Origin of the sequence: Tsukamurella paurometabola DSM 20162 (assembly GCF_000092225.1) — a bacterium.
Lineage (GTDB): Bacteria > Actinomycetota > Actinomycetes > Mycobacteriales > Mycobacteriaceae > Tsukamurella > Tsukamurella paurometabola.
Genome location: NC_014158.1, coordinates 2,128,333 through 2,149,769, shown reverse-complemented (window position 1 = coordinate 2,149,769; position 21,437 = coordinate 2,128,333). Strand labels below are relative to the sequence as shown.

General features: G+C 68.8%; 21 protein-coding genes. 11 read left to right on the top strand and 10 right to left on the bottom strand.

Annotated features, from left to right (window positions below; all coding sequences use genetic code 11):
- Positions 1-22: 22 nt before the first annotated feature.
- The 4 genes from TPAU_RS10335 to TPAU_RS10315 all read left to right on the top strand — a co-directional run bounded on the left by TPAU_RS10335 (position 23) and on the right by TPAU_RS10315 (position 3,635).
- Positions 23-790 carry a PIG-L deacetylase family protein gene (locus TPAU_RS10335; RefSeq protein ID WP_013126697.1) on the top strand — a complete coding sequence of 256 codons (768 nt, stop codon included), beginning with the start codon at positions 23-25 and terminating at the stop codon, positions 788-790.
- Between the two features lie 237 nt (positions 791-1,027).
- Positions 1,028-2,230, top strand: coding sequence for a prealbumin-like fold domain-containing protein (locus TPAU_RS21905; RefSeq protein ID WP_013126696.1), 1,203 nt, complete (start codon positions 1,028-1,030; stop codon positions 2,228-2,230).
- 1 nt (position 2,231) lies between these two features.
- A complete protein-coding gene (locus TPAU_RS10320; protein WP_013126695.1) occupies positions 2,232-2,816 on the top strand; it encodes a class F sortase in 585 nt (194 codons plus the stop codon).
- A 24-nt stretch (positions 2,817-2,840) separates the two neighbouring features.
- Entirely contained in the window at positions 2,841-3,635 is a 795-nt protein-coding gene (locus tag TPAU_RS10315; protein ID WP_013126694.1) for an SDR family NAD(P)-dependent oxidoreductase, read from the top strand.
- A 12-nt stretch (positions 3,636-3,647) separates the two neighbouring features.
- On the opposite strand, the gene TPAU_RS10310 is transcribed toward TPAU_RS10315, so the two are convergent.
- The 6 genes from TPAU_RS10310 to trpB all read right to left on the bottom strand — a co-directional run bounded on the left by TPAU_RS10310 (position 3,648) and on the right by trpB (position 11,215).
- Positions 3,648-5,276: an ABC-F family ATP-binding cassette domain-containing protein gene (locus tag TPAU_RS10310; RefSeq protein WP_013126693.1), complete on the bottom strand. Its 1,629-nt coding sequence runs from the start codon at positions 5,274-5,276 to the stop codon at positions 3,648-3,650.
- Positions 5,277-5,339: 63 nt separating this feature from the next.
- Positions 5,340-6,536, bottom strand: coding sequence for a GGDEF domain-containing protein (locus TPAU_RS23715; protein ID WP_013126692.1), 1,197 nt, complete (start codon positions 6,534-6,536; stop codon positions 5,340-5,342).
- Positions 6,537-6,678: 142 nt separating this feature from the next.
- Positions 6,679-7,848 (bottom strand): GGDEF domain-containing protein, encoded by a 1,170-nt coding sequence (locus TPAU_RS10300; RefSeq protein ID WP_041944375.1) that lies wholly within the window; start codon positions 7,846-7,848, stop codon positions 6,679-6,681.
- 37 nt (positions 7,849-7,885) lie between these two features.
- Positions 7,886-9,052 carry a GGDEF domain-containing protein gene (locus TPAU_RS10295; protein WP_041944374.1) on the bottom strand — a complete coding sequence of 389 codons (1,167 nt, stop codon included), beginning with the start codon at positions 9,050-9,052 and terminating at the stop codon, positions 7,886-7,888.
- Between the two features lie 52 nt (positions 9,053-9,104).
- Positions 9,105-9,887, bottom strand: coding sequence for a tryptophan synthase subunit alpha (gene trpA / locus TPAU_RS10290; protein ID WP_013126689.1), 783 nt, complete (start codon positions 9,885-9,887; stop codon positions 9,105-9,107).
- Positions 9,884-11,215, bottom strand: a complete 1,332-nt coding sequence (gene trpB / locus TPAU_RS10285; RefSeq protein ID WP_013126688.1) for a tryptophan synthase subunit beta — start codon at positions 11,213-11,215, stop codon at positions 9,884-9,886. The genes trpA and trpB overlap by 4 nt, the downstream gene beginning before the upstream one ends.
- A 70-nt stretch (positions 11,216-11,285) precedes the next feature.
- Here trpB and TPAU_RS10280 point away from each other — a divergent pair, with 70 nt between their 5' ends.
- Genes TPAU_RS10280 through TPAU_RS10265 form a run of 4 tightly spaced genes read left to right on the top strand, consistent with a single transcriptional unit; the run spans position 11,286 to position 14,705 of the window.
- A complete protein-coding gene (locus TPAU_RS10280; protein WP_013126687.1) occupies positions 11,286-12,008 on the top strand; it encodes a GNAT family N-acetyltransferase in 723 nt (240 codons plus the stop codon).
- Positions 12,005-12,928: an amino acid ABC transporter permease gene (locus tag TPAU_RS10275; RefSeq protein ID WP_013126686.1), complete on the top strand. Its 924-nt coding sequence runs from the start codon at positions 12,005-12,007 to the stop codon at positions 12,926-12,928. The genes TPAU_RS10280 and TPAU_RS10275 overlap by 4 nt, the downstream gene beginning before the upstream one ends.
- Positions 12,925-13,713, top strand: a complete 789-nt coding sequence (locus TPAU_RS10270) for an amino acid ABC transporter ATP-binding protein (protein ID WP_013126685.1) — start codon at positions 12,925-12,927, stop codon at positions 13,711-13,713. Before TPAU_RS10275 ends, TPAU_RS10270 begins: the two co-directional genes overlap by 4 nt.
- On the top strand, positions 13,710-14,705 hold the full coding sequence (locus tag TPAU_RS10265; RefSeq protein ID WP_013126684.1) for an ABC transporter substrate-binding protein: 996 nt from the start codon (positions 13,710-13,712) through the stop codon (positions 14,703-14,705). The genes TPAU_RS10270 and TPAU_RS10265 overlap by 4 nt, the downstream gene beginning before the upstream one ends.
- 6 nt (positions 14,706-14,711) lie before the next feature.
- On the opposite strand, the gene TPAU_RS10260 is transcribed toward TPAU_RS10265, so the two are convergent.
- Positions 14,712-15,449 (bottom strand): GntR family transcriptional regulator, encoded by a 738-nt coding sequence (locus tag TPAU_RS10260; RefSeq protein ID WP_013126683.1) that lies wholly within the window; start codon positions 15,447-15,449, stop codon positions 14,712-14,714.
- A gap of 98 nt (positions 15,450-15,547) precedes the next feature.
- On the opposite strand from TPAU_RS10260, the gene TPAU_RS10255 reads away from it, so the two are divergent.
- Both TPAU_RS10255 and TPAU_RS10250 read left to right on the top strand, forming a co-directional pair.
- A complete protein-coding gene (locus TPAU_RS10255; RefSeq protein WP_013126682.1) occupies positions 15,548-16,984 on the top strand; it encodes a sugar porter family MFS transporter in 1,437 nt (478 codons plus the stop codon).
- The gene (locus tag TPAU_RS10250) at positions 16,981-17,880 is read left to right on the top strand and encodes an N-acetylglucosamine kinase (RefSeq protein WP_013126681.1); all 900 of its coding nucleotides are present in this window, start codon (positions 16,981-16,983) and stop codon (positions 17,878-17,880) included. Before TPAU_RS10255 ends, TPAU_RS10250 begins: the two co-directional genes overlap by 4 nt.
- Here the strand turns inward: TPAU_RS10250 and trpC are convergent, their stop codons facing one another.
- The 3 genes from trpC to TPAU_RS10235 are packed head-to-tail and all read right to left on the bottom strand — an operon-like array spanning position 17,881 to position 20,938.
- The gene (gene trpC, locus TPAU_RS10245; protein ID WP_013126680.1) at positions 17,881-18,699 is read right to left on the bottom strand and encodes an indole-3-glycerol phosphate synthase TrpC; all 819 of its coding nucleotides are present in this window, start codon (positions 18,697-18,699) and stop codon (positions 17,881-17,883) included.
- Positions 18,700-18,740: 41 nt separating this feature from the next.
- On the bottom strand, positions 18,741-19,376 hold the full coding sequence (locus TPAU_RS10240; RefSeq protein WP_013126679.1) for a TIGR02234 family membrane protein: 636 nt from the start codon (positions 19,374-19,376) through the stop codon (positions 18,741-18,743).
- Positions 19,373-20,938: an anthranilate synthase component I gene (locus TPAU_RS10235; protein WP_013126678.1), complete on the bottom strand. Its 1,566-nt coding sequence runs from the start codon at positions 20,936-20,938 to the stop codon at positions 19,373-19,375. The genes TPAU_RS10240 and TPAU_RS10235 overlap by 4 nt, the downstream gene beginning before the upstream one ends.
- A 37-nt stretch (positions 20,939-20,975) precedes the next feature.
- Here TPAU_RS10235 and TPAU_RS10230 point away from each other — a divergent pair, with 37 nt between their 5' ends.
- Positions 20,976-21,434, top strand: coding sequence for a peroxiredoxin (locus tag TPAU_RS10230; protein ID WP_013126677.1), 459 nt, complete (start codon positions 20,976-20,978; stop codon positions 21,432-21,434).
- Positions 21,435-21,437: the final 3 nt, after the last annotated feature.

Genomic DNA, 21,437 nt, shown 5'->3' with positions numbered 1-21,437 from the left:
CGAAGCTGATATACACAAGCCCATGGCCTCGGTCGTCGCGCTCAACGCCCACCCGGACGATGAGACGATCCTCGAAGGCGGCACGCTCGCCGCGCTCGCAGCCGCGGGCCACCGGGTGATATTGGTGGTCGCCACCGACGGACTGGTGCACGACGAACCCGAACCCCGTCGGCGGCTCGACGAGTTGGAGGCCGCCGCGGCCGCACTGGGCGTCGACGACGTCCGCTGGCTCGGCTACGCCGACAGTGGACACGGCGCGGAGCTGTATCCCGATCCGCCGGGGCGGGTGCGACTGGTGCGCGCCGGTGTCGACCAGCCCGCCGAGCAGGTGGCCGAGATCCTGCGCGAGGTGGCCGCCGACCTGCTGATCGGCTACGACGCCGCCGGCGGCTACGGGCATCGCGACCACCTGGCGGTGCACGCGATCGGCCAGCGGGCGGCCGAACTCGCGGGGGTGCGTCTGGTCGAGGCGACAGCGCCCCGCGAAGTGCCGGTGCGCCTGTTCACCGTCGCGTCCCGTCTCCACCTGGTCTCCGCGTCGGATGTGGGCCGTGCGCGCACCTGGTTCACCCCATCGGCACGGATCACACACAGGATCGATGTGCGCGGGCACATCGCGGCGAAGCAGCGGGCGCTCGCCGCGCACCGGACCGAGCTGGAGAAGCCGGGTCCCGTGGCGCGGATTCAGCGGCTGATCGTCCGCCTCCCACCACGGCTGCTGGTCCCGCTGTTCGGCACAGAGTTCTTCATCGAGCCCGGCGTCGCGGGCCGCCATCGGCGCCTGCTGTGACCGGACGGTGGTTCGGATACTCCGCGCGCGGCAGATATCGCAACCAGTGTCGCCAGGCCATCGCGCACCCCATCGGAACCGGCCTTGACCTGGCCGGTTGCGGCCCCGCGTTCGTCGAACCGGCGCGCTAGAAGGCTTCCCGGGCAATAACGATCGCATAACGCGGCTAACGCTCCGCGTGCAGCGCTCCGATCTCCCCCATGTCAATGACCGTGAGGGAACACCGAGGAGCATGCGATGCGAAACGCGACCCGAGACAACCGAATCCGCAGGGCGCTCGTGGTGCCGGTCGCGCTGGCACCGCTCATCGCGGTACCGGGCAACGTGGCCGCCGAGCCCACCACCCCGCCGCCGACACCGTCGACCGCCACTCCCGCACCGACGACCACGGCGCCGACCACGACCCAGCCGCCCACCACGCGGCCGCCGGAACCCGGTTCGACGCGGCCCACCACGCCGCCCACCACAACGAGCAGCACCGCGCCCCCGGCGTCGACCACGACGCCGCCGGCACCGAATCGGCTCACCGTCGGGGCCGTGCGGATCGTCGACGAGCAGGGCGCACCGGTTCCCGGTGCCACCGCGTTCGTGCAGGGGTGCACCGGCGGACCGGGCGCCTCGCTCGCCGACGGGGGCGCCACCACCGTGACCGGTCCCTGTGTGACCGCACGGATGGAACGCGTGCCCACGAATTGGCGGCTGCTCACGCCGTCGACGCTCACCGTCACCACCAACGCCGGCCGGGCCGAGTTCCGGTTCGTACTCGCGCGAGGCGGGATCGTGCCGCCGACCAGCACGCCGCAGCCCGGTGGCGTTCGGTTCACCCTGGACGCACGGGACCGCAGCGGACGCGGCGTCGCCTCCCAGTACGCCGTGTACGCCTGCGAGAGCGGACGACCGCTGGGCGGCCTGGCCACGGACAGCGCCGGCAACGGTGGCGGTGCATTCCCGGGTGACTGCCTGACCGTGGTGCCGACGGCGTGGCCGCGCGAGTGCGTACTCGTGGGCCCGCACATGTACTCCCGCGTGGTGGGGAACGGGGTGAACCGGCTCAACTTCACGTTCAAGTGCGGCGGGCAGAACCCGCCGGGACCCGCGGATGTACCCGGTGTGCTCGTGAAGACGGACCGCATATCGGGCGTCCCGTTGGCCGGCGCCTCGTTCGCGATCTCCCAGTGCGAATCGGGCGAGACGATCCGGGCGGTCTCCACTGGCGCTGACGGCAGGGCACCACTCGCGTTGCCTCCGGGCTGCTACCGGGCCACGGAGACCGTCGCCCCGTCGGGTTACCTCCGCGACCCGGCCGCCGTGGCATTCCGGGTGACTCCACCCGGTTTCGAGGTGCGGGTCACGAACGCAAGGATCTCCGCACCCGTCGTTGTTCGTAATCCCGCTGTTCGAGTGCCGATCTCGTCGATCCCTTCGGGGCGGGTGTGGTGAGATGCGCAGGCTCAGTGGGCTCGTGCTTGCCGTGGCGGTACTGGCCGCGGGGTGCGGCACCGTCGAAGGCACGGCCGAACCGGTCCCGTCGAATCCGGCCGCTCAATCCGACCTCCGGGCCCCGGTCGTCGCCACCGCGAATGAATCGGCCGCCCCGGTGCGCGTATCGGCGAGTGGGAGCGACGCCCCGGTCGACGGTGTGGCAACCGACGCGCAGGGGGCGCTGTATCCGCCGCAGGACGTCGGTCGGGTCGGCTGGTGGATCGACTCCGCCCTGCCCGGCTCGGGTCGCGGCTCCGTCGTGGTGACGGGCCACATCGACGATGCGCGACAGGGCGACGGATTCGCCAAGCGATTCGGAGCTCTCCGCGCCGGCGACACCGTTTCGCTGACCGGCAAAGATGGCAGAACCATCGCCTACCGAGTCACCCGGACGATGTCGGTCGGCAAGGGGGCACTACCGGTGGGCGATCTGAACCGTCAGGACGGCCCGGAGACGCTGATCCTGGTCACCTGCGGTGGACGCTTCGTCGGACCGCCGATGGGCTATGAGAACAACGATCTGGTCTACGCGGAGCGCGCCTGAACCGCCGTGACTAGGGTCGGAAGTATGCGTATCGATCTGAGCGGCAGGACCGCACTCGTCACCGGATCCACCCAGGGCATCGGGCTGGCCATCGCGACCGGACTGGCCCGGGCGGGAGCACGGGTCGCCGTCAACGGTCGCACGCAGGACCGCGTCACCGACGCGCTCGCTGCCATCCGGGCTGCGGTCGACGATGCCGACGTCGTCGGTGCGGTCGCGGACATCACTGACGAGGGCGACACCGAGCGCGTCGTGGCCGAACTCGGCGCGATCGACATCCTGGTCAACAACCTCGGAAACTTCGGGGCCGCCGACCCGCTCTCGATCAGCGACGACGAGTGGCGGCGCTACTTCGAGGTGAACGTGCTGGCCGCCACCCGACTCTCGCGGCTGGTGCTACCCGGTATGACCGCGGCGGGCTGGGGCCGAATCCTCAACATCGCCAGCGATTCCGCGATCGTGATCCCCGCCGAAATGATCCACTACGGCGTCTCCAAGACGGCACTGCTCGGGGTCTCGCGAGGATTCGCGAAGGCGGCGGCCGGCACCGGCGTCACGGTCAATTCGGTGATCGCCGGACCGACTCACACCGCGGGAGTCGAGGATTTCGTCTACCAGCTCGTCGACAAGGCCCTGCCGTGGGACGAGGCGCAACGCGAGTTCATGCGCCTGCACCGCCCGCAGTCGCTGATCCAGCGGCTCATCGAGCCGGAGGAGATCGCGAACATGGTGGTCTACCTCAGCTCGCCGCTCGCCTCCGCCACCACCGGCGGCGCCGTCCGCGTGGATGGCGGATACGTGGACTCGATCCTCCCCTGACCGGCACCGCGCTCAGGCCAACTCGATGAGCTCCTGGTACTCCTCGTTCCAGTGGTCCTCGGTCCCGTCGGGCAGCAGGATCACGCGCTCCGGGTTCAGCGCCTCAGCGGCACCCGGATCGTGCGTCACCAACACCACGGCGCCCTCGTAGGAGCGCAGTGCCTCCAGCACCTGCTCGCGGCTCACCGGGTCCAGGTTGTTGGTCGGCTCATCGAGGAGCAAGACGTTCGCCGCCGACGACACCAGTCCCGCGAGCGCCAGCCGCGTCTTCTCACCACCGGAGAGGGTGCCCGCGGGTTGGTCCAGCTGCGGCCCGGTGAACATGAAGGCGCCCAACAGGCTTCGAAGGTCCTGCTCCCCCGCATCCGGCGACGCGTGCCGGATGTTGTCCCACACGGAGGCCTCGTCGTCGAGGGTGTCGTGTTCCTGCGCGAAATAGCCGATCTTCAGGCCCCGCCCGGGCTCCAGCCCGCCGGTGTCCGGTGTCTCCACGCCCGCGAGCAGCTTGAGCAGCGTCGTCTTGCCGGCACCGTTGAGGCCCAGCACCACCACGCGTGAGCCCTTGTCGATCGCGAAGTCGACGCCCGTGAAGATCTCCAGCGACCCATAGGTCTTGGTGAGGTTCTTGACCATGAGCGGGGTCTTGCTGCACGGCGCCGGCGCGGGGAACTTGATCCGCGCGGTCTTGTCCTCGACCCGCACATCGTCGAGCTCGCTCATCATCCGCTCCGCGCGGCGGAGCATGTTCTGCGCGGCGACGGCCTTGGTCGCCTTGGCCCCCATCTTCGCGGCCTGGGCCCGGAGCGCACCCGCCTTCTTCTCGGCGTTGGCGCGTTCGCGGCGGCGGCGTTGCTCGTCGGTGGCGCGAGCGTCGATGTACTTCTTCCACCCCATGTTGTAGACATCGGCCTCGCCGCGCACGGCGTCGAGGAACCAGACGCGGTTCACCACGTCCGCCAACAGGTCCACATCGTGACTGATCACGATGAGGCCACCGTCGTGGTTCTGCAGGAACGTGCGCAGCCAGCCGATCGAGTCGGCGTCGAGGTGGTTGGTCGGCTCATCGAGCAGCAACGTGGTGTTGGACTTGCCACCGGATCCGTCCGAGGCCGCGAACAGGATGCGCGCCAGTTCCACACGACGCCGCTGTCCACCGGAGAGTGTGCGCAGCGGTTGCTCGAGTACTCGGTCGGGCAGGGCCAGGCTGTTGCAGATCCGGGCTGCCTCCGATTCGGCGGCGTACCCACCGAGGGACGAGAACCGCTCCTCGAGATTGCCGTACTTGCGCACCGCGGTGTCGAGTTCGTCGCCGAGCAGCTCGGCCATGCGGACCTGTTGCTTCTGCATCTGGGCGACGATCTGGTCGAGACCGCGCGCCGACAGCACGCGATCCTTGGCCAGCACGTCCAGATCCCCCTCGCGCGGATCCTGCGGCAGGTATCCGACGTCGCCGGTGGAGATGACCCTGCCCGCGTACGGCTCACCCTCACCCGCCAGGATGCGCATCGTGGTCGTCTTCCCCGCGCCGTTGCGCCCGACCAGGCCGATGCGGTCGCCCGCCTGCACCCGCAGCTGATCGCCGGGGGCCGTCAGCAGGGTACGGACCCCGGCACGGACTTCGAGGTCGGTCGCGGTAATCACAACGGGCCAGTCTACCCGCCGGAACAGGCCCGATTCACCATCAATACGGGTCGGTGACTCCGGTCACTCCGGAGCTGCCGGGAGCCCTGCCCGCCACGGTGGGACCGGCGAGGGCGCGGCGACCACCTCACGAATCACGATCCGGAGGGAACGATCGGCTTTCGCTTCGTAGAGGGCGGTATCGGCCTGGGCCACCGCCGCCGCGAATTCAGCGCGGTTGAGCCCCTCGGAGACGGCGATACCGATGCTGCCGCGAATCGTCCGCTCCCCCGACGGCCCCGGTGTCACCAGGGCCCGCAGGTCGTCGATGACCGCATCGACATCGGCGCGCAGATCACGAATCGCAACGATGAGGAACTCGTCGCCACCCAGACGAGCATTGAGTGTCTCGCGGACGCCACCGCGCAGCGCCTGCGCGGTCTCGGCCAGATACTGGTCGCCTGCCAGGTGCCCGTAGGAGTCGTTGAACTGTTTGAATCCATCCAGGTCGAGGAGACCGACCACCGCGATACCCCTGCCGCGCTTGTACAACACCCGGCGCAGAGCGAACTGGAGCCCGCGTCTGCTGTAGAGACCGGTGAGCGCGTCGTGGTTGCGTTCGGAGGCCGCCTCGCCGATACCTCGTCGGCCGAATTCGACGAGCACCTGCACCACCACCGGCAACGCGAACTCGATGGTGATCGCGGGAGCGAGATAGACGTAGAGATCCATCAGCGCGTACCCGTTGACCACCATCGTGGTCGCCGTGACAGCGATGATCGATGCCACCGAGAACAGGCAGTGGACCAGCAGGAGCCGCCACCCCAGGAGGAAGGCGGTGAGCATGGCGAGCATGCCCAGATAGATGGTTCCGGTGATCCGCGACGGGCCGTCCTGCGCGAGGCATCCCACGAGTAGACAGATATCGGCCACCGCGACGAAGACGACGGCGTCGCGGCGTCGCGGATTCTTCAGTGTGAGCCACCACAGCCCCACCACCAGGCTGCCACTCGACGCCAGCACGAAGACCACCATCGTGACCGGGTTCTGCGGCCGCATCGGCTGGAACAACACGCCGATGCACAGGGGCACCATGAGCAGCGCGAGTCCGCCGACCACCCACCGGAGCGGGTTATCGCCACCGTGGACCGCGATCCCCTCCTGGGCGAACTTGAACTCCGCTTTTCCGGCGTTGCGCCAGGCCTCACCGTCGACCAGGCGCCGCCAGGCCGCCCGCGCGAGACGACTCGCGGTGACGGGCTTCCGCCGAGAATCAGTCACCGTAGCCGCCTCGGCGATCCGCTGCCGCCCCACCCATCACGTGGCGGAACTCTACCCCCCGATACGTACAGTTCGGGCATTCTCACGGATGCACTGTCGCGATGGTCACAGGTTGCGATAGCAAGGCGCCGAACAGGTTTCGTTAGTTTCGGACATCCTCGGGGGTACGCACCACGATGCGCAGCGAACGATCCCGCTTGGCCTCGTACAACGCCCTATCGGCCTGAACCGCCGCGCGCTCGAGGGCGACCGCATCAGGGGTCCGCACCACGACGGCGCCGATACTGCCGCGGATCGGCGCTACGCCGCTGGATGCCATCACCAGCCGCCGCAGCGTGCGCACCACCGAGTCGGCGCCGTAGCGCGACGGCCGCATCGCGTACAGCAGGAATTCGTCGCCGCCCATCCGCGCGATCACGGCACCGTCGAGCTCAGCGCGGAGTGTGCGGGCGGTACGGGCCAGGAGCAGGTCCCCGGCGGGGTGGCCGTGCGCATCGTTGAACTGCTTGAACCGGTCGAGATCGAGCATCGCCACGACGCAGAATTCGAGACGCCGCTCCCGGACGAGTGTGCGCAGCGCCAACCGCATTCCTTGCCGGCTGTACAGACCCGTCAGGGCATCACGGTTGCGCTCGGTGAAGATCTGGGTCATCCCACGCCGCGAGAGCTCGACGATCACCTGCATGAACAGCGGGAGGCCCACCTCCATGGTGACGGCCGGCGCGACGTAGACGTAGAGGTCGAGCAAGGTCGCGCCGTCGAAGATCTGCGCGGTCACCACATAGACGCCGAGCACTGTGAGCGAGAAGGCGCACTGGAGTGCGAGGATTCGAGCGCCGAGCAGTACTGCGGTGAGCAGCGCGATCATCCCGAGGTAGATGGTGCCGCAGATCCGCGAAGCGGGAGCGCCCAGCACCGCCGTACCCAGCAGGATCAACGCGTCCGAGCACACCACGAAGAACACCGCGTGCCCGCGCCGAGGCCAGGGATCAAGAATCCACCACACCCCTAGAGCCACGCTCGCGAGCAGGGCGCCGATGTACAACCCCACGCGAAGCGGATCGGGCGGCCCCATGGGATGCCACACCATCACGATGGACAGCGGGAACATCAGGACCGCGATCCCACCGATCACCACGCGCATCGCCAGGCGACCGCCGCGCAGCCGCGAAACCCCGTTCCACATGAACGCGTACTCGTCCCGGCCCGCGGTACGCCAGGCCTCTCGGTTGAGCAGGCCCCGGCGCAGGGCCAACGACAGCAGGTGCGCCGGACGCACCGATGTCGACCGCGACCTGGGCGTGGCGTTCACGTCGGTTCGCCACCCCCTCAGGTTCACACGTCGGCGACTACGTGCTCAGTGTCCTCGACGTGTCGCTGCCGTGTCCCGAAGTCGGTGAGATCGCAACGTCGCGAACCGTCATCGACCGCTCGTCGCTGCGCTTCGCGTCGTACAGCGCGGCATCGGCCACGGCGACCAGATCGCGCACGCGATCGGCATACTCGGCGGAGCCGATCGCCACGCCGACACTGGCCGCGATCGTGTCGCCCGCGGCACCTCCACGGGGGCGGATCAGCCGGCCGAGGCTCTCGACGATGTCCTGCGCCTCGGCGCGTGTCGCGCGGACTCCGAACACGGCGAACTCGTCGCCGCCGTTGCGGCCGACCAAGGTCTTGGGCAGGCTCTCCTCCAGTCTCGCCCCGACCGAGGCGAGTAGCGCATCGCCGGCAAGGTGGCCGTGGGTGTCGTTGTAGGCCTTGAACTCGTCGAGGTCGATGATCGCGCTGATGTACACCGAATCAGGGGTCGCGAAATGTCTGACCGCCCTGGCGATCCACGCCTCCATACCGCGCCGGTTCAGCAGCCCGGTCAGGCTGTCGACGTACCACTCGCGGGAAACCTTGGTGATGCCCAGCCTGCTGATCTCGATAACCGCTTGAATCATCACCGGCAAAGCGCTCACGATGATGGCGGCGGGCGCCGCGTAGGCGACCAGATCGAAGAAACCGCGCCCATCGATCACCACCCCGTACACGGTCTGACCCGAGATGAGCAGGAGACAGGCCAGGCAGTGCACCAGCAGGACGCGCCACCCCAGTAGGAACGCCGCGTACATCCCCAGCATGGCCAGCAGAGTCGCGCCGGACAGCCGAGCCTCCGGGATCCGGTTCGCCGTGACACCCGTCGCGAGAAGAACGTCGGATGCGGCCAGGAAGGCGATCGCCTGACCGGCCGTCGGCCACGGCCGCACGATCCAGAACATGCCGATGACCGCACCGAGCGTCGCTGCGGTCATGTACAGAATGCGTATACCGGTGGTGCTCGGTCCATAGGGCATGAAGACCGAGAAGGCGCCGATCGGGAGCAGCATCACGCTGAGTGTGGCGATGGTGACGCGGAGCACGCCGAGGCCCCCCACCGTGGTGAGTGCTCGGGTCATGAAGGCGAATTCGGCGCGTCCCGCGTTCCGCCAGCCCACCGGATCGAACAGGACCCGCAGAATCAATGCGGCCACACGACGAAATCCCATGCGCCGCTGCGCGAACTCCCCTCGACTCTGGCTCACGTCAGCTCCGGTCGCGGACTCCGGCCGCCAGCTCCGCGGTCAATCGTTTCACCGCGTCGATCGACTCAGCCGCCGCACTCACCAGAGCTGATCCAGCGATCACGGCGTCCGCGTAGGCGGCGATCTCGGCCGCCTGCTCGCGCGATCGAACTCCCAAGCCCACACCGACCGGGATGTCGGAGACTTCGCGCACCCGCGCAACCAGCTCCGGAGCGACGTTGTCGACGGTGTCGCGCGCCCCGGTGACGCCCATCGTCGAGGCGACGTAGAGGAAGCCCGAGGACGCCTCCGCCGTCATGCTGAGCCGCTCGGTCGTCGACGACGGGGCGACCAGGAAGATCTTGTCCAAGCCGTACCGGTCGGCGGCGGCGATCCAGTCCTGTGCCTCCTCAGGGATCAGGTTGGGCGTGATGATCCCCTGACCACCCGCGGCCGCGAGGTCGCGGGCGAAGGCCTCCACCCCGTACTTGAGGATCGGGTTCCAATAGCTCATCACGACCGGCGCGCCACCCGCCGCAGCGACCGCCTCCGCGTAGCCGAAGACGTCGTGCACCCGTACGCCGCCGCGCAACGCGTCATCGGCGGCGCGCTGGATCACGGGTCCGTCCATGACGGGATCGCTGTACGCCACGCCGATCTCGACGATGTCGGCGCCCGATCCGACCATTCCGGCCACGATCGCTCGGCCCCCGTCCTTGGAGGGATACCCGCACGGCAGATAGGTCACCAGCGCGGCGCGATTCTCGGCGTGGCAGGTCTCGAAGACGGAGGCGAGCGCGCTCATTTCGCGGCCTCCTCGGCGTCGCGGAATTCGGTGTTGAGATCCTCACCGATCACCTTCTGCCCCACTACGTTCCCTTCGTCGTCGAGCAGCCCGAACCACCGCCCGGCGGTGTCGACGTCCTTGTCTCCGCGACCGGAGAGGTTCACCACGATCACCGCCCCCGGGCCGAGTTCGGCCCCCAGTTTGAGCGCGCCGGCCACCGCGTGCGCGGACTCGATCGCCGGGATGATCCCCTCGGTCCGGCACAACAACTCGAAGGCGTCCATCGCCTCGGCGTCGGTGATCGGGACGTATTCGGCGCGACCGGACTCCTTGAGCTCGGCGTGCTCCGGGCCGACGCCCGGATAATCGAGCCCGGCGGAGATCGAGTGCGATTCGATCGTCTGTCCGTCGTCGTCCTGCAACAGATACGAGTACGCCCCCTGGAAGGCACCGGGCGTCCCGCCGGTGAAGGTGGCCGCGTGCCTGCCGGTTTCGACTCCGTCGCCGGCGGCTTCACACCCGACCAGGCGTACGCCCTCGTCCGGAATGAAGGGGTGGAAGATGCCGATGGCATTGGACCCGCCGCCGACACAGGCGACTACGGCGTCCGGGAGCCGCCCGGCGAGGTCGAGCACCTGCTCCCGTGCCTCCATTCCGACAATGCGCTGCAGGTCTCGCACCAGCAGCGGGAACGGATGCGGCCCGGCGGCGGTGCCGAAACAGTAGTAGGTGTCGTCGGCGTGACTGACCCAATCCCGAAGCGCCTCGTTGATCGCGTCTTTGAGAGTCGCCGATCCGGACGCCACCGCGATCACCTCGGCGCCGAGCAACCGCATCCTGGCTACGTTGAGCGCCTGCCGGTCGGTATCGACCTTTCCCATGAAGATCACGCACTCGATGCCGAGCAGCGCGCATGCCGTCGCCGTTGCCACGCCGTGCTGACCGGCGCCGGTCTCCGCGATCACCCGCGTCTTGCCCATCCGCTTGGCGAGCAGCACTTGTCCGAGCACGTTGTTTATCTTGTGACTGCCGGTGTGGTTGAGGTCCTCGCGCTTGAGGAGGATCGACGCACCGCCGGCATGCTCGCCGAGCCGGGTGCACGGGTACAAGGGAGACGGGCGACCGGTGTACTGCCGCTGGAGCCGGTCGAGCTCCGCCAGGAACTCGCGATCGCTGCGGACCTTCTCGAATTCGGCCGTGACCTCCTCGATCACAGCCATCAGCGCTTCAGGTACGTGTCTACCGCCCCAGACTCCCCAGTGCCCGGTCCCATCCGGCTCGTACGCCGATCGCTGGGACAGTCCGGTGCTGGCTTCTGGGAGACTCACCAGCCCAGTATCCCTCACTCGGTCAAAGCAGAATCATGGCGACGCCAACCATTCCTCGAATCGGACGAACCGACCAGTGTTCTCCGGCATGACCACAGCAGTGAACCGGACTCTCGACACCGTCCTCGACGATCCGGTGCGGGCGTCATTGTTCGGCGCGCACAGCAGGTTCCGTATCGGCGACGGTGCCGTCGTCCGGTATCCACCCGAAGTGGCCCGGTTCGTCGGTCACCCCCGGTGCCCCTCCGCCGCCGATTTCGCAGCGCTGGCGCGCCTGGCCGTCCCGGGCGCGCCGGTGTCACTGCGCGGCGTGCGCGGGCCGCTCCCACCCGGGTGGACGGTTGCGGACCGTCTCACCTTGGTCCAGTACGACGGCTCCGGACTGCGCACGGCGCAAGCGCCTGACGCGGACATCCTCGGACCCGCCGACGTCGACGAGATCCTTGATCTCGTGCAGCGGACCCGCCCCGGTCCGTTCGAGCGCCGCACCGTCGAACTCGGTACCTACCTGGGCCTGCGCGACGGCGACGGCCGCCTCATCGCCCTCGCCGGGGAACGGCTGCACCCGCCCGGGTGGACGGAGATCAGCGCCGTTTGCACCGACCCGGCCCATCGCGGCCACGGCCTGGCGACCCGACTGATCCGTGCCGTCGGCCACGGGATCCGTGCGCGCGGCGAAGTTCCGTTCCTGCATACCTCCGCCGCGAACAGTTCGGCCCGGGCGCTCTATGAGGCGCTCGGATTCCGCCTTCGGGCAACGCTTCCCCTCGTGCTCGCCCATCCGCCCTCACCTACCCCCGGAGCATCATGACCCTCGCGCTCACACGGCCGCCGTCAGGCGACGTCGATTCCGACCTCGCACAGCTTGCCGCCCTCCCCATCCGCCACCGTGCGCAGTGGGGACGGTGGGTGGCGGTCGCGGTCACCCTGGTGCTGTTCGCGCAACTCGTCGCGTCGGCGATCACCAACCCCCGATTCGACTGGCCCACGTTCGGCGCCTACCTGTTCAGTCCCACCGTGCTTGAGGCGCTGTGGTTCACGGTGCAGCTCACCTTCATCGGTGCCGTGCTCGGTTTCCTGCTCGGCGGCGTACTCGCGCTGGCCCGGCTCTCGGGGAATCGCGTGCTCGCGAGCTTCAGCTTCGGTTTCGTGTGGGTATTCCGGTCCGTTCCGCTGATCGTCCAGATCCTGTTCTTCGGCTATCTCGGCGCGCTGTACCCGACGCTCGGCATCGGCATTCCCTTCGGCCCGACCTTCGCCGACGCCCCCACTAAGGACCTGCTGTCGCCGTACACCGCGGCCGTGATCGGTATCGTGCTGCATCAAGCCGCGTACGGCTCCGAAATCGTCCGCGCCGGCATCCTCGGTGTCGCGCCGGGACAGCACGATGCCGCACGGGCGCTCGGCATCCCGCCAGTGGCCCACCTCCTGCGAATCACGCTCCCGCAGGCGCTCCGCACCATCGTGCCGCCAGCGGCGAACGAGGTGATCGGTCTGCTCAAGGGCACCACCGCGGTGTTCATCCTGGCCTTGCCGGACCTGTTCTACCAGGTGCAGGTCATCTACGGCCGCAACGGCCGGATCATTCCGCTGCTGTTGGTCGCCGTGGCCTGGTACGCGATCCTCACCACCGTGCTGTCGATCGGACAGCACTCCGTGGAGAAGCGGCTGTCCCGCGGGTACGGCGCCACCTCCACTCCGGTCACCGCGGCGAAGGAGGTTTCGCAGTGACCGCGCCGACCCCGCCGCGGCTCGAAGCCGTCGGCCTCAGCAAGACCTTCGGGCACGACCAGGTGCTCCGCGGCGTCGACCTGACCGTCGCGCCGGGCGAGGTGGTCTCGATCATCGGTCCCTCGGGTTCGGGCAAGTCGACTCTGCTCCGCTTGCTCAATCATCTGGAAGAGCCGACCGCCGGCGTGGTGCGACTCGACGGTGAACTGATCGGTGTGCGCCGCAGCGGCGATCACCTGGTCGCGCTGCGCGAGCGGGAGCTACGCCGCCAACGCGCTCGGATCGGTTTCGTCTTCCAGCAGTTCAATCTGTTCCCCCACCTGACCGCTCTGGAGAACATCGCCCGGCCGCAGCGACTCACTCTGCGGCGTGGCCGCCAGGAGGCACTGTCGCGAGCGCGCACGCTGTTGGATCGGGTGGGCTTGGCGCGACACGCCGACCACTACCCCGGTCAGCTCTCCGGTGGACAACAGCAACGCGTCGCGATCGCACGCACCCTGGCTCTTGACCCTGATCTGATCCTGTTCGACGAGCCCACGTCGGCGCTCGACCCCGAGCTGGTCGGCGAGGTCAACGCCGTCATCACCGAACTCGCCGCCGAGGGCCGCACCCTCGTCGTCGTCACTCACGAGTTGGCCTTCGCTCGCCGGATCGCCGACCGGATCCTGTTCCTCGATCAGGGGCGAGTCGTGGCGGCGGGGCCGCCGGCCGCAGTCCTCGATCACCCTGCCACCGACCGCACCCGCGCCTTTCTCACGCACTGGAACTCCAAGGAGACAGCATGACCACCCGACATCGTCTGGCCGCTCTCGGCATCGCATTCGCCCTGACGGGCGGGACCCTCGCGGGCTGCGGCGGTCAGAGCACCGAGTCGACCACGGCGAGCGTCACCGGCGCCGCCGGACAGCAGCTCAATCTCACCGCGAATCAGGACCGCGTCATCCCGGTGAAGGACGAGGCCGCGGCGGCCCTGCTCCCCCAGCCAGTCCGCGACCGCGGCACCCTGCGAGTGGGGCACGGCTCAGGAGCGGGCAACGCTCCCTTCTACTTCCCGGCCACCGACGACGAGCGCGTCTTCATCGGCGACGAGAGCGACATAGCCCACCTCATCGCAGGTGCACTCGGGTTGAAACTGGAGGAGTCGAACACTTCATGGGAGGGCCTGTTCCTCGGCATCGATAGCGGCCAATTCGACCTGGGGGTCTCGAACATCACCGTGACCGAGGCGCGCAAGGAGAAGTACGACTTCGCCACCTACCGCAAGGACGACCTGGCAGTCGAGGTCCAGGAATCCTCCTCGCTCACCTTCACCGGGCCGGATTCGCTGTCGGGTAAGACCGTCGCGGTGGGCTCGGGCACGAATCAGGAGCGCATCCTGCAACGCTACGACGCCGATCTCCGCGCGGCCGGCAAGCCTGCGATCACGATCAAGAACTACCAGGACAACACCGGCACGTACGCCGCACTGGCGTCGGGCCAGATCGACGCCTACTTCGGGCCGAACCCGATCGCTGCTTTCCATGTCGCACAGACCAAGGGAACGCCGCAGGCCACGAAGATCGTCGGTCGAGTCTCGGGTGCCGGATCCTCACTGCAGGGACTGATCGGTGCCACAACGAAGAAGGACAGCGGCATCATCCGCGCCGTGCAAGCGGCGCTCCAGTCCACGATCCGCAGTGGCGACTACACGAAGGTCTTGCACCGGTGGGGGCTCGATGCCGAGGCGGTACCCTCCTCCGAGATCAATCCACCGGGACTGCCGAAGAACGACAAATAGCGGCGCTCACCGCTGGGCAGTGGCGTGCGCGACGAATTTGAAGCGGTCGCCGCGGTACACGCTGCGAGTCCACTCCAGTGGCGCGCCCTGGGCGTCGCGGCCCAGGCGGTGAACCATGAGCAGCGGGTGGCCGTTCGGGATGTCGAGCAGCTCGGCTTCGTGCGGTGATGCGAGCGCCGTCTCCACGGTGTCCTCGACGGCGACGATGTCGCGTCCGTACTGTTCGCGCAGAGTGCGATACAGTGAGGCGGTGGAGTCGAGCCGGTCCGCCAGACCGCGCAGCGGACCGCGCAGGTGAGCGCATTCGATCGCCAACGGCTCCTCGTCGACGATCCGCAACCGGGTCACCCGGTACACCCGGGTTCCCCGGGCGAGTTCGAGCGCGGCCTGCGTCTCGGCGTCGGCGGGAACGTGTTCGCACGCGAGGACCTTCGATTCGACGGACTTGCCGGTGACGCCGATATCCTCGCTCAGTGACGTCAGCTGGCGCACCCGGACGACCTTCGGTGGGGCGACGTAGGTACCGCTACCGTGCTCGCGGCGCAGGATACCCTCGGCCGAGAGCTCGGAGAGCGCCTTGCGTAGGGTGGTCCGCGAGACCCCGAGTTCGTCGGCGAGCCTGCGTTCGGCGGGAAGGGTGTCACCGTGGCCGAGCTGGGCGATCCTACGCTGCACCTCGACCTTCGCGCGGAAGTAGCGGGGCAGCTCAGCTCCGGGGGCGACCGACGTCGACGTTTCCACCATGTGCGCCACAGTACCCCTTGACGGCCAAAGTGGTCTATGCCACTCTTGGCTCACTGCAATTGGTATAGATCACTTGCGGTGGACCTCAAGGAGTGGAAATGAGCAGTACGCAGGCTGCGAAGCCGGCCGCCGGTCTCGGCGTCATGGTCGGTGTCGCTGCGGCGAGTCTGGGCGTCATCTACGGATACGACACCTCGAACATCGCCGCCGCGAAGGACTTCATCCGCGCCGACTTCGGCCTCGACGACACGATGACCCAGGCGCTCGCGACCGTCGTCGTCGTCGGCGAGATCCTCGGTGCGATCGTCGGCGGCTGGTTCGCCAACAGGGTCGGCCGCCGTACCGCGATGATCTCCGTCGCCCTCGGATACACCGTCTTCGCGCTGTTCGGTGCGCTCGCGCCCACTGTGCCCCTCCTGCTCGTCGCCCGGTTCCTCCTGGGCCTCACCGTGGGTGTCTCCGTCGTCGTGGTCCCGGTGTTCGTAGCCGAGTCCGCGCCGCCGAAGCGCCGCGGCGCGATGCTGGTGGCCTACCAGTTCGCCACCATCGTCGGCATCATCCTGGGCTACGTCCTGGGCTACCTGCTGGCCGATCTCGGTGCCGCCGCGTGGAAGTGGATGCTCGGTGCGGCCGCGGTGCCCGCTATCCTCGTCGCGCTGGTCCTGGTCCGCCTGCCCGACACCGCGCGCTGGTACATGACTCGCGGCCGCGAGGACGAGGCCCGGGCCGCGCTCATCTCCGTGGAGCCGAGTTCGACTGCCGCCGGAATCGAAGCCGAACTCGACGAGATGCGCGCCCAGCTCTCCGACGAGGCCGGCGGTCGGCTCAGCCAGCTGTTCCGCCAGCCCTACCTGCGCGCCACCTTCTTCGTCGTCGTGCTCGGCTTCTTCATCCAGATCACCGGCATCAACGCGATCATCTACTACAGCCCGGACATCTTCGCCTCGATGGGCTACGAGGGGAACTTCGGCAAGTACATGTTGCCGGCCTTCGTCCAGCTGTTCGGCCTTCTCGCGGTGGTCATCTCGATCTTCACCGTGGACAAGTTCGGTCGGCGCCCGATCCTCCTGGGCGGCATCGGCACCATGATCCTGGCGTTCGCGGTGATGATCCTCGCGTACCGCATGGCCGACGGGAATTTCGCCGGCCACCAGAGCGCGGGCGTCGTCGGTTTCGCCGGTCTGGTCCTGGTGGTGATCGGGTTCTCGTTCGGATTCGGCTCGCTGGTCTGGGTGTATGCCGGGGAAGCCTTCCCCGCCCGGCTGCGCGCCTACGGCTCGTCGGCGATGCTCACCTCGGACCTGGTGGCCAACGCGATCGTCGCACAGGTCACCCTGACCATGCTCAACAGTCGGCTGCTCGGCGGCACGGGCACGTTCGCGGTGTTCGGTGGGCTCACGGTACTCGCGTTCTTGTTCGTCCTGAAGTTCGCCCCGGAGACCAAGGGCCGCAAGCTCGAAGACATTCAATACTACTGGCAGAACGACGCCCAGTGGCCTGCCGCCGACGCGCCGTCTCCGGCGGTGGCGCGATGAGCGGCACGGTGATCGGGCTCGATATCGGAGGCTCGAAGACCCATGCGGTGCGCGCCGAGAACGGTGTCGTGGTGGCGGAGGCACTCGCGGGCAGCGCGAACATCTCCTCCGTCGGGCCGGTCGAGGCGGGCCGCCAGCTCGATATCGCACTGACCCGACTGGGCGTCGGCGACGTCGCCGCGGTGTGCGCCGGCGCGGCCGGCGTGGAGACTCCGGCGGGCGCCGCCGCGCTCACCCGGCTCCTCGCCGATCGCGTGCCCAGTGCCCGGGTGCGCGTGGTGCACGACAGCCAGCTCATCCTCGCCGCCGCCGGCGTCCGGGACGGCATCGCCGTCATCTCGGGCACCGGCGCCGTGGCCTGGGGACGCGCAGGCGAGCGTCATGCCCGTGCGGGCGGCTGGGGCTACCTCCTCGGCGACGAGGGCAGCGGCTACTGGGTGGCGAAGGAGGCCGTGCGTCGTACGCTCGACCGGATCGACCGCGAGGAGCCCGCTGATCACCTCGGCCAGCAGCTGGCGGCGGACTGCGGACTGCAGGATCCCGATGAGCTACTGGACCACTTCTACGCGCAGACCGAACGCAGGTACTGGGCGGGGCGGGCCCGCGTCGTCTTCGAACTCGCCCAATCCGGCGATGTCGCCAGTACGGAGATCATCGACCATGCGGCGCTCGCCCTGACGGATATCGCGATGTCGGTAGCCGAGCGGATCGGCTCGGCCGGACCGGTGATCCTCGCGGGCGGGCTCGCGGTACATCAACCCGCCTTGCAGCGCCGCGTCCGGCACCACCTGGGACTGCGGGGTGTGGCGGACGTCCGGGTGCTCACCGTCGATCCGGTACGGGGAGCGATCGAGCTGGCGCAGCGAGAACTGGACCGGTCCGGCGCAACGGCCTGATCAGCGCGCGGGGCGCGGGCAGCTGGGGTGCGATCCGGCGGTGACCAGATCGGCCACCGCCGACCTCGGGTCACCGGCGGTAACGAGTCCCTCGCCGACCAGGACACCGTCGGCACCGGCGCCGGCGTAAGTCAGAAGATCCCGGCTGTCGCGTACTCCCGATTCGGCGATCTTGATCACCGACGACGGCAGGCCCGGGGCGATCCGGGCGAACGAATCCCGGTCCACCTCAAGCGTCTTGAGGTTGCGTGCGTTCACTCCGATCACTGTTGCACCGGCCTCCAGGGCGCGGTCGGCCTCGTCTTCGGTATGCACCTCGACGAGCGCGGTCATCCCCAGCGATTCGATGCGGTCCAGCAGGGAGACGAGCACCGACTGCTCCAGCGCAGCGACGATGAGCAGCACGATATCGGCGCCGTGCGCCCGGGCCTCGTGGATCTGATAGGGCGAGACGATGAAGTCCTTGCGCAGCACCGGGATCTGCACCGCTGCACGCACGGAGTCGAGATCGGCGAGCGAGCCCTTGAAGCGGCGCTCCTCGGTGAGCACGCTGATCGCACGCGCTCCCCCGGCCTCGTACTCGGCGGCGAGCTGAGCGGGGTCGGCGATGCCTGCCAGATCCCCTTTCGACGGACTCGCCCGCTTCACTTCGGCGATCACGGCGATGCCGGGCTCACGGAGTGCGGCGGTGGCGTCGATGGCGGGCGGCGCGGCCTTCGCAGCGGCCTTGACGGCGGCCAGGTCCAGCACCGCCTCACGGGCGGCGAGGTCCGCGCGCACACCCTCGATGATCGCATCGAGCGCAGTGGGTGAAGTCACGGCGGCGGGCCTTTCGGTGGGACGTACAGCGTGCTTCAAGGTTAGCCCGAGGCCTCCGGGCGATCCCTGCGGACCCCCTCGGTCGGATCGTCGCCGCTGTCCAGCGCATCCCACAGGTCACGCTCCGACGATTCCTCGGCCGCGGCGTCATCGAACACCCGCTTCTCGAGCTCCGCCCGCCGGGCCGCGGGCGAGGTGTACTTCGAATCCATCCCGCCGCCGCGCTGACCGCGCAGCAGCAGTGTCGCCGCGATCACCGCGAGGACACCTCCGAGGACCGCCGTCGCGGGCCCCGCGACCAGCTTGTCGGCCTGCACCACGATGTCCTTCGGCGCGAGTTCGAGGATCTGCTCGATGTACGCGACGTCGGGCTCCTGGGTGAGCACCTGCAGCGCCGGGAACGCGGAACCGATCGCCGCCGCCGCGACCACCACGGCGACCGCGACCCGCGCCCAGCCCTTGACCGCGATCGCGGCGGCGATCGCCGCGAGGAAGACCAGCGGCAGCACGTTCAGCGCGGAGGCCCAGGTGTGTCCCGCGATGTCCACATCGCGACCGGGCTGGAGGAAGTCGTTGACCGAGACCCGCATCCACGTCATCCGGCTGGCACCCCAGACGGCGCCCGCCGCCAGCAATAACAGGCCCGAGGCGACCGCGACAGCACGTTTGCCGTTCATCGGCCCTCCCCCTCCGTCTCGGTGACCGCGCGCAGCGTATTGGCCGCCGCCACCGCCTTGAGCGCGGCGAGCGCCTTGTTCCGGGATTCGTTGTACTCGTATTCACCGACCGAATCCGCGACCACGCCGCCTCCGGCCTGGACGAAGGCGGTGCCGTCCTTGAGCACGGCGGTGCGTATCGCGATCGCGGTGTCGGCGTCACCGGCGAAATCCAGGTAGCCGACGATGCCGCCGTAGAGACCGCGCCGCGTCAGCTCGGCCTCGTCGATCAGCTCCATCGCCCGGACCTTCGGCGCCCCGGTGAGCGTGCCGGCGGGAAAGCAGGCGGTGACCGCGTCGAGCGCTTGCTTGTCGGGGGCGAGGTCACCGGAGACCGTCGAGACCAGGTGCATCACATGGCTGTAGCGCTCGATCCGCCGGTAGTCGGTGACGCGGACGGTGCCCGGCGTGCACACGCGTCCGAGGTCGTTGCGGCCGAGGTCGACGAGCATGAGGTGCTCGCTGTTTTCCTTCTCGTCGGCGCGCAGGTCCTTCTCCAACAGCAGGTCCTCCTCCGCGGACGCCCCGCGCCATCGCGTACCTGCGATCGGGTGGGTGGTCGCGGTGCCATCGCTGACCGTGACCAGCGCCTCCGGGCTGGAGCCGACGATCGAGAAAGCGAGCGATCCGTCCGGCGCCGGTACCTGGACCAGATACATGTAGGGACTCGGGTTCGATGCCCGCAGCACGCGGTAGACGTCGATCGGATCGGCGTGGGACGGCACCGAGAAGCGCTGCGACGGCACCACCTGGAAGGCCTCGCCGGCCTCGATGTCGCCGACCAGCTTCTCAACGATCGCGCTGTACTCCTCGACCGTCCGTTGCGCGCTGTAGGCGGGCTCGGGCCGGGTGAACGAGGCCACCGACGAGGCCAGAGGCGCCGCCAGTGCGGTCTCCATCGCATCGAGCCGGGTGACCGCGTCGGCATAGGCCTCGGCCGCACGTTCGCGGGCGCCGTCCCAGTTCACCGCGTTGGCGATGAGGGTGATGGTGCCCTCGTGGTGGTCGATCGCGGCGAGATCGGTCGCGAGCAGCCACACCATCTCCGGCAGGCCGAGATCGTCGACCGTGGTCTCGGGCAGACGCTCCAACCGGCGCACGGCGTCGTACGCGAGGTAGCCCACCATCCCGCCGTTGAGCGGCGGAAGCCCCTCGATCGGCTCTGAGCTGAGCAGGCGCAGCACCTCGCCGAGCGCGTCGATCGGATCGCCGCCCGATGGCGCGCCCGCCGGCTTGGTGCCGATCCACGCCGCTTCACCGTCGACCACCGTCAGCGCCGCCGGAGCGGGCGCACCGACGAACGACCATCGACTCCAGGATTGGCCGGCCGCCGCGGATTCCAGCAGGAAGGTGCCGGGGCGTCCGCCCGCGAGTTTGCGGTACGCCGAGAGCGGGGTCTCGGCATCGGCGAGCACGGTGCGGGTCACGGGTACCACGCGATGCCGTTCGGCGAGCTCCAAGAACTCATCGAGGCTGGTGGTGGCGCCGTCGGGCTGGAGGTTCGAAGCCGATTGCGTACTCATCGCGTCCCATTATTGCGGGGCCGGTAAATTCGCCGGTATGCGCACCGGCGGACCGGCCCCCGATTTCGCACTTCCCGACCAATCGGGCACCGTCCGCACCCTCGACGAACTGCGCGCGGGCCGCCGCGCCGCAGTCTTCTTCTATCTGACCGCGGGGCTGCCGGTGTGCGTCGCGGAAGTCGGCCGGTTCCGCGATGCCGCGACGCAGTTCGAGCGGCTCGGCACTGCCCGGATCGGTATCAGCATGGACCCGCTGCTGCGCACGCAGGCCTTCGCGGAAGTGATGGCACCGGGTTTTCCGCTCCTGACCGATGCCGACGGTGCGGTGGCCGCGGAGTACGGCGTCAAACGCGGCAGATACGCGATGGCCCCGGTGCGCCGCCAGAGCTTCCTCGTCGACACCGACGGCACCGTCCTGCAGATCGTGGTCGGTGAGTTGCGGGCGGTGGCGCACGTCGAGGAGACCCTCGCGTTCCTGCGCACACTCAATCCGTGACAG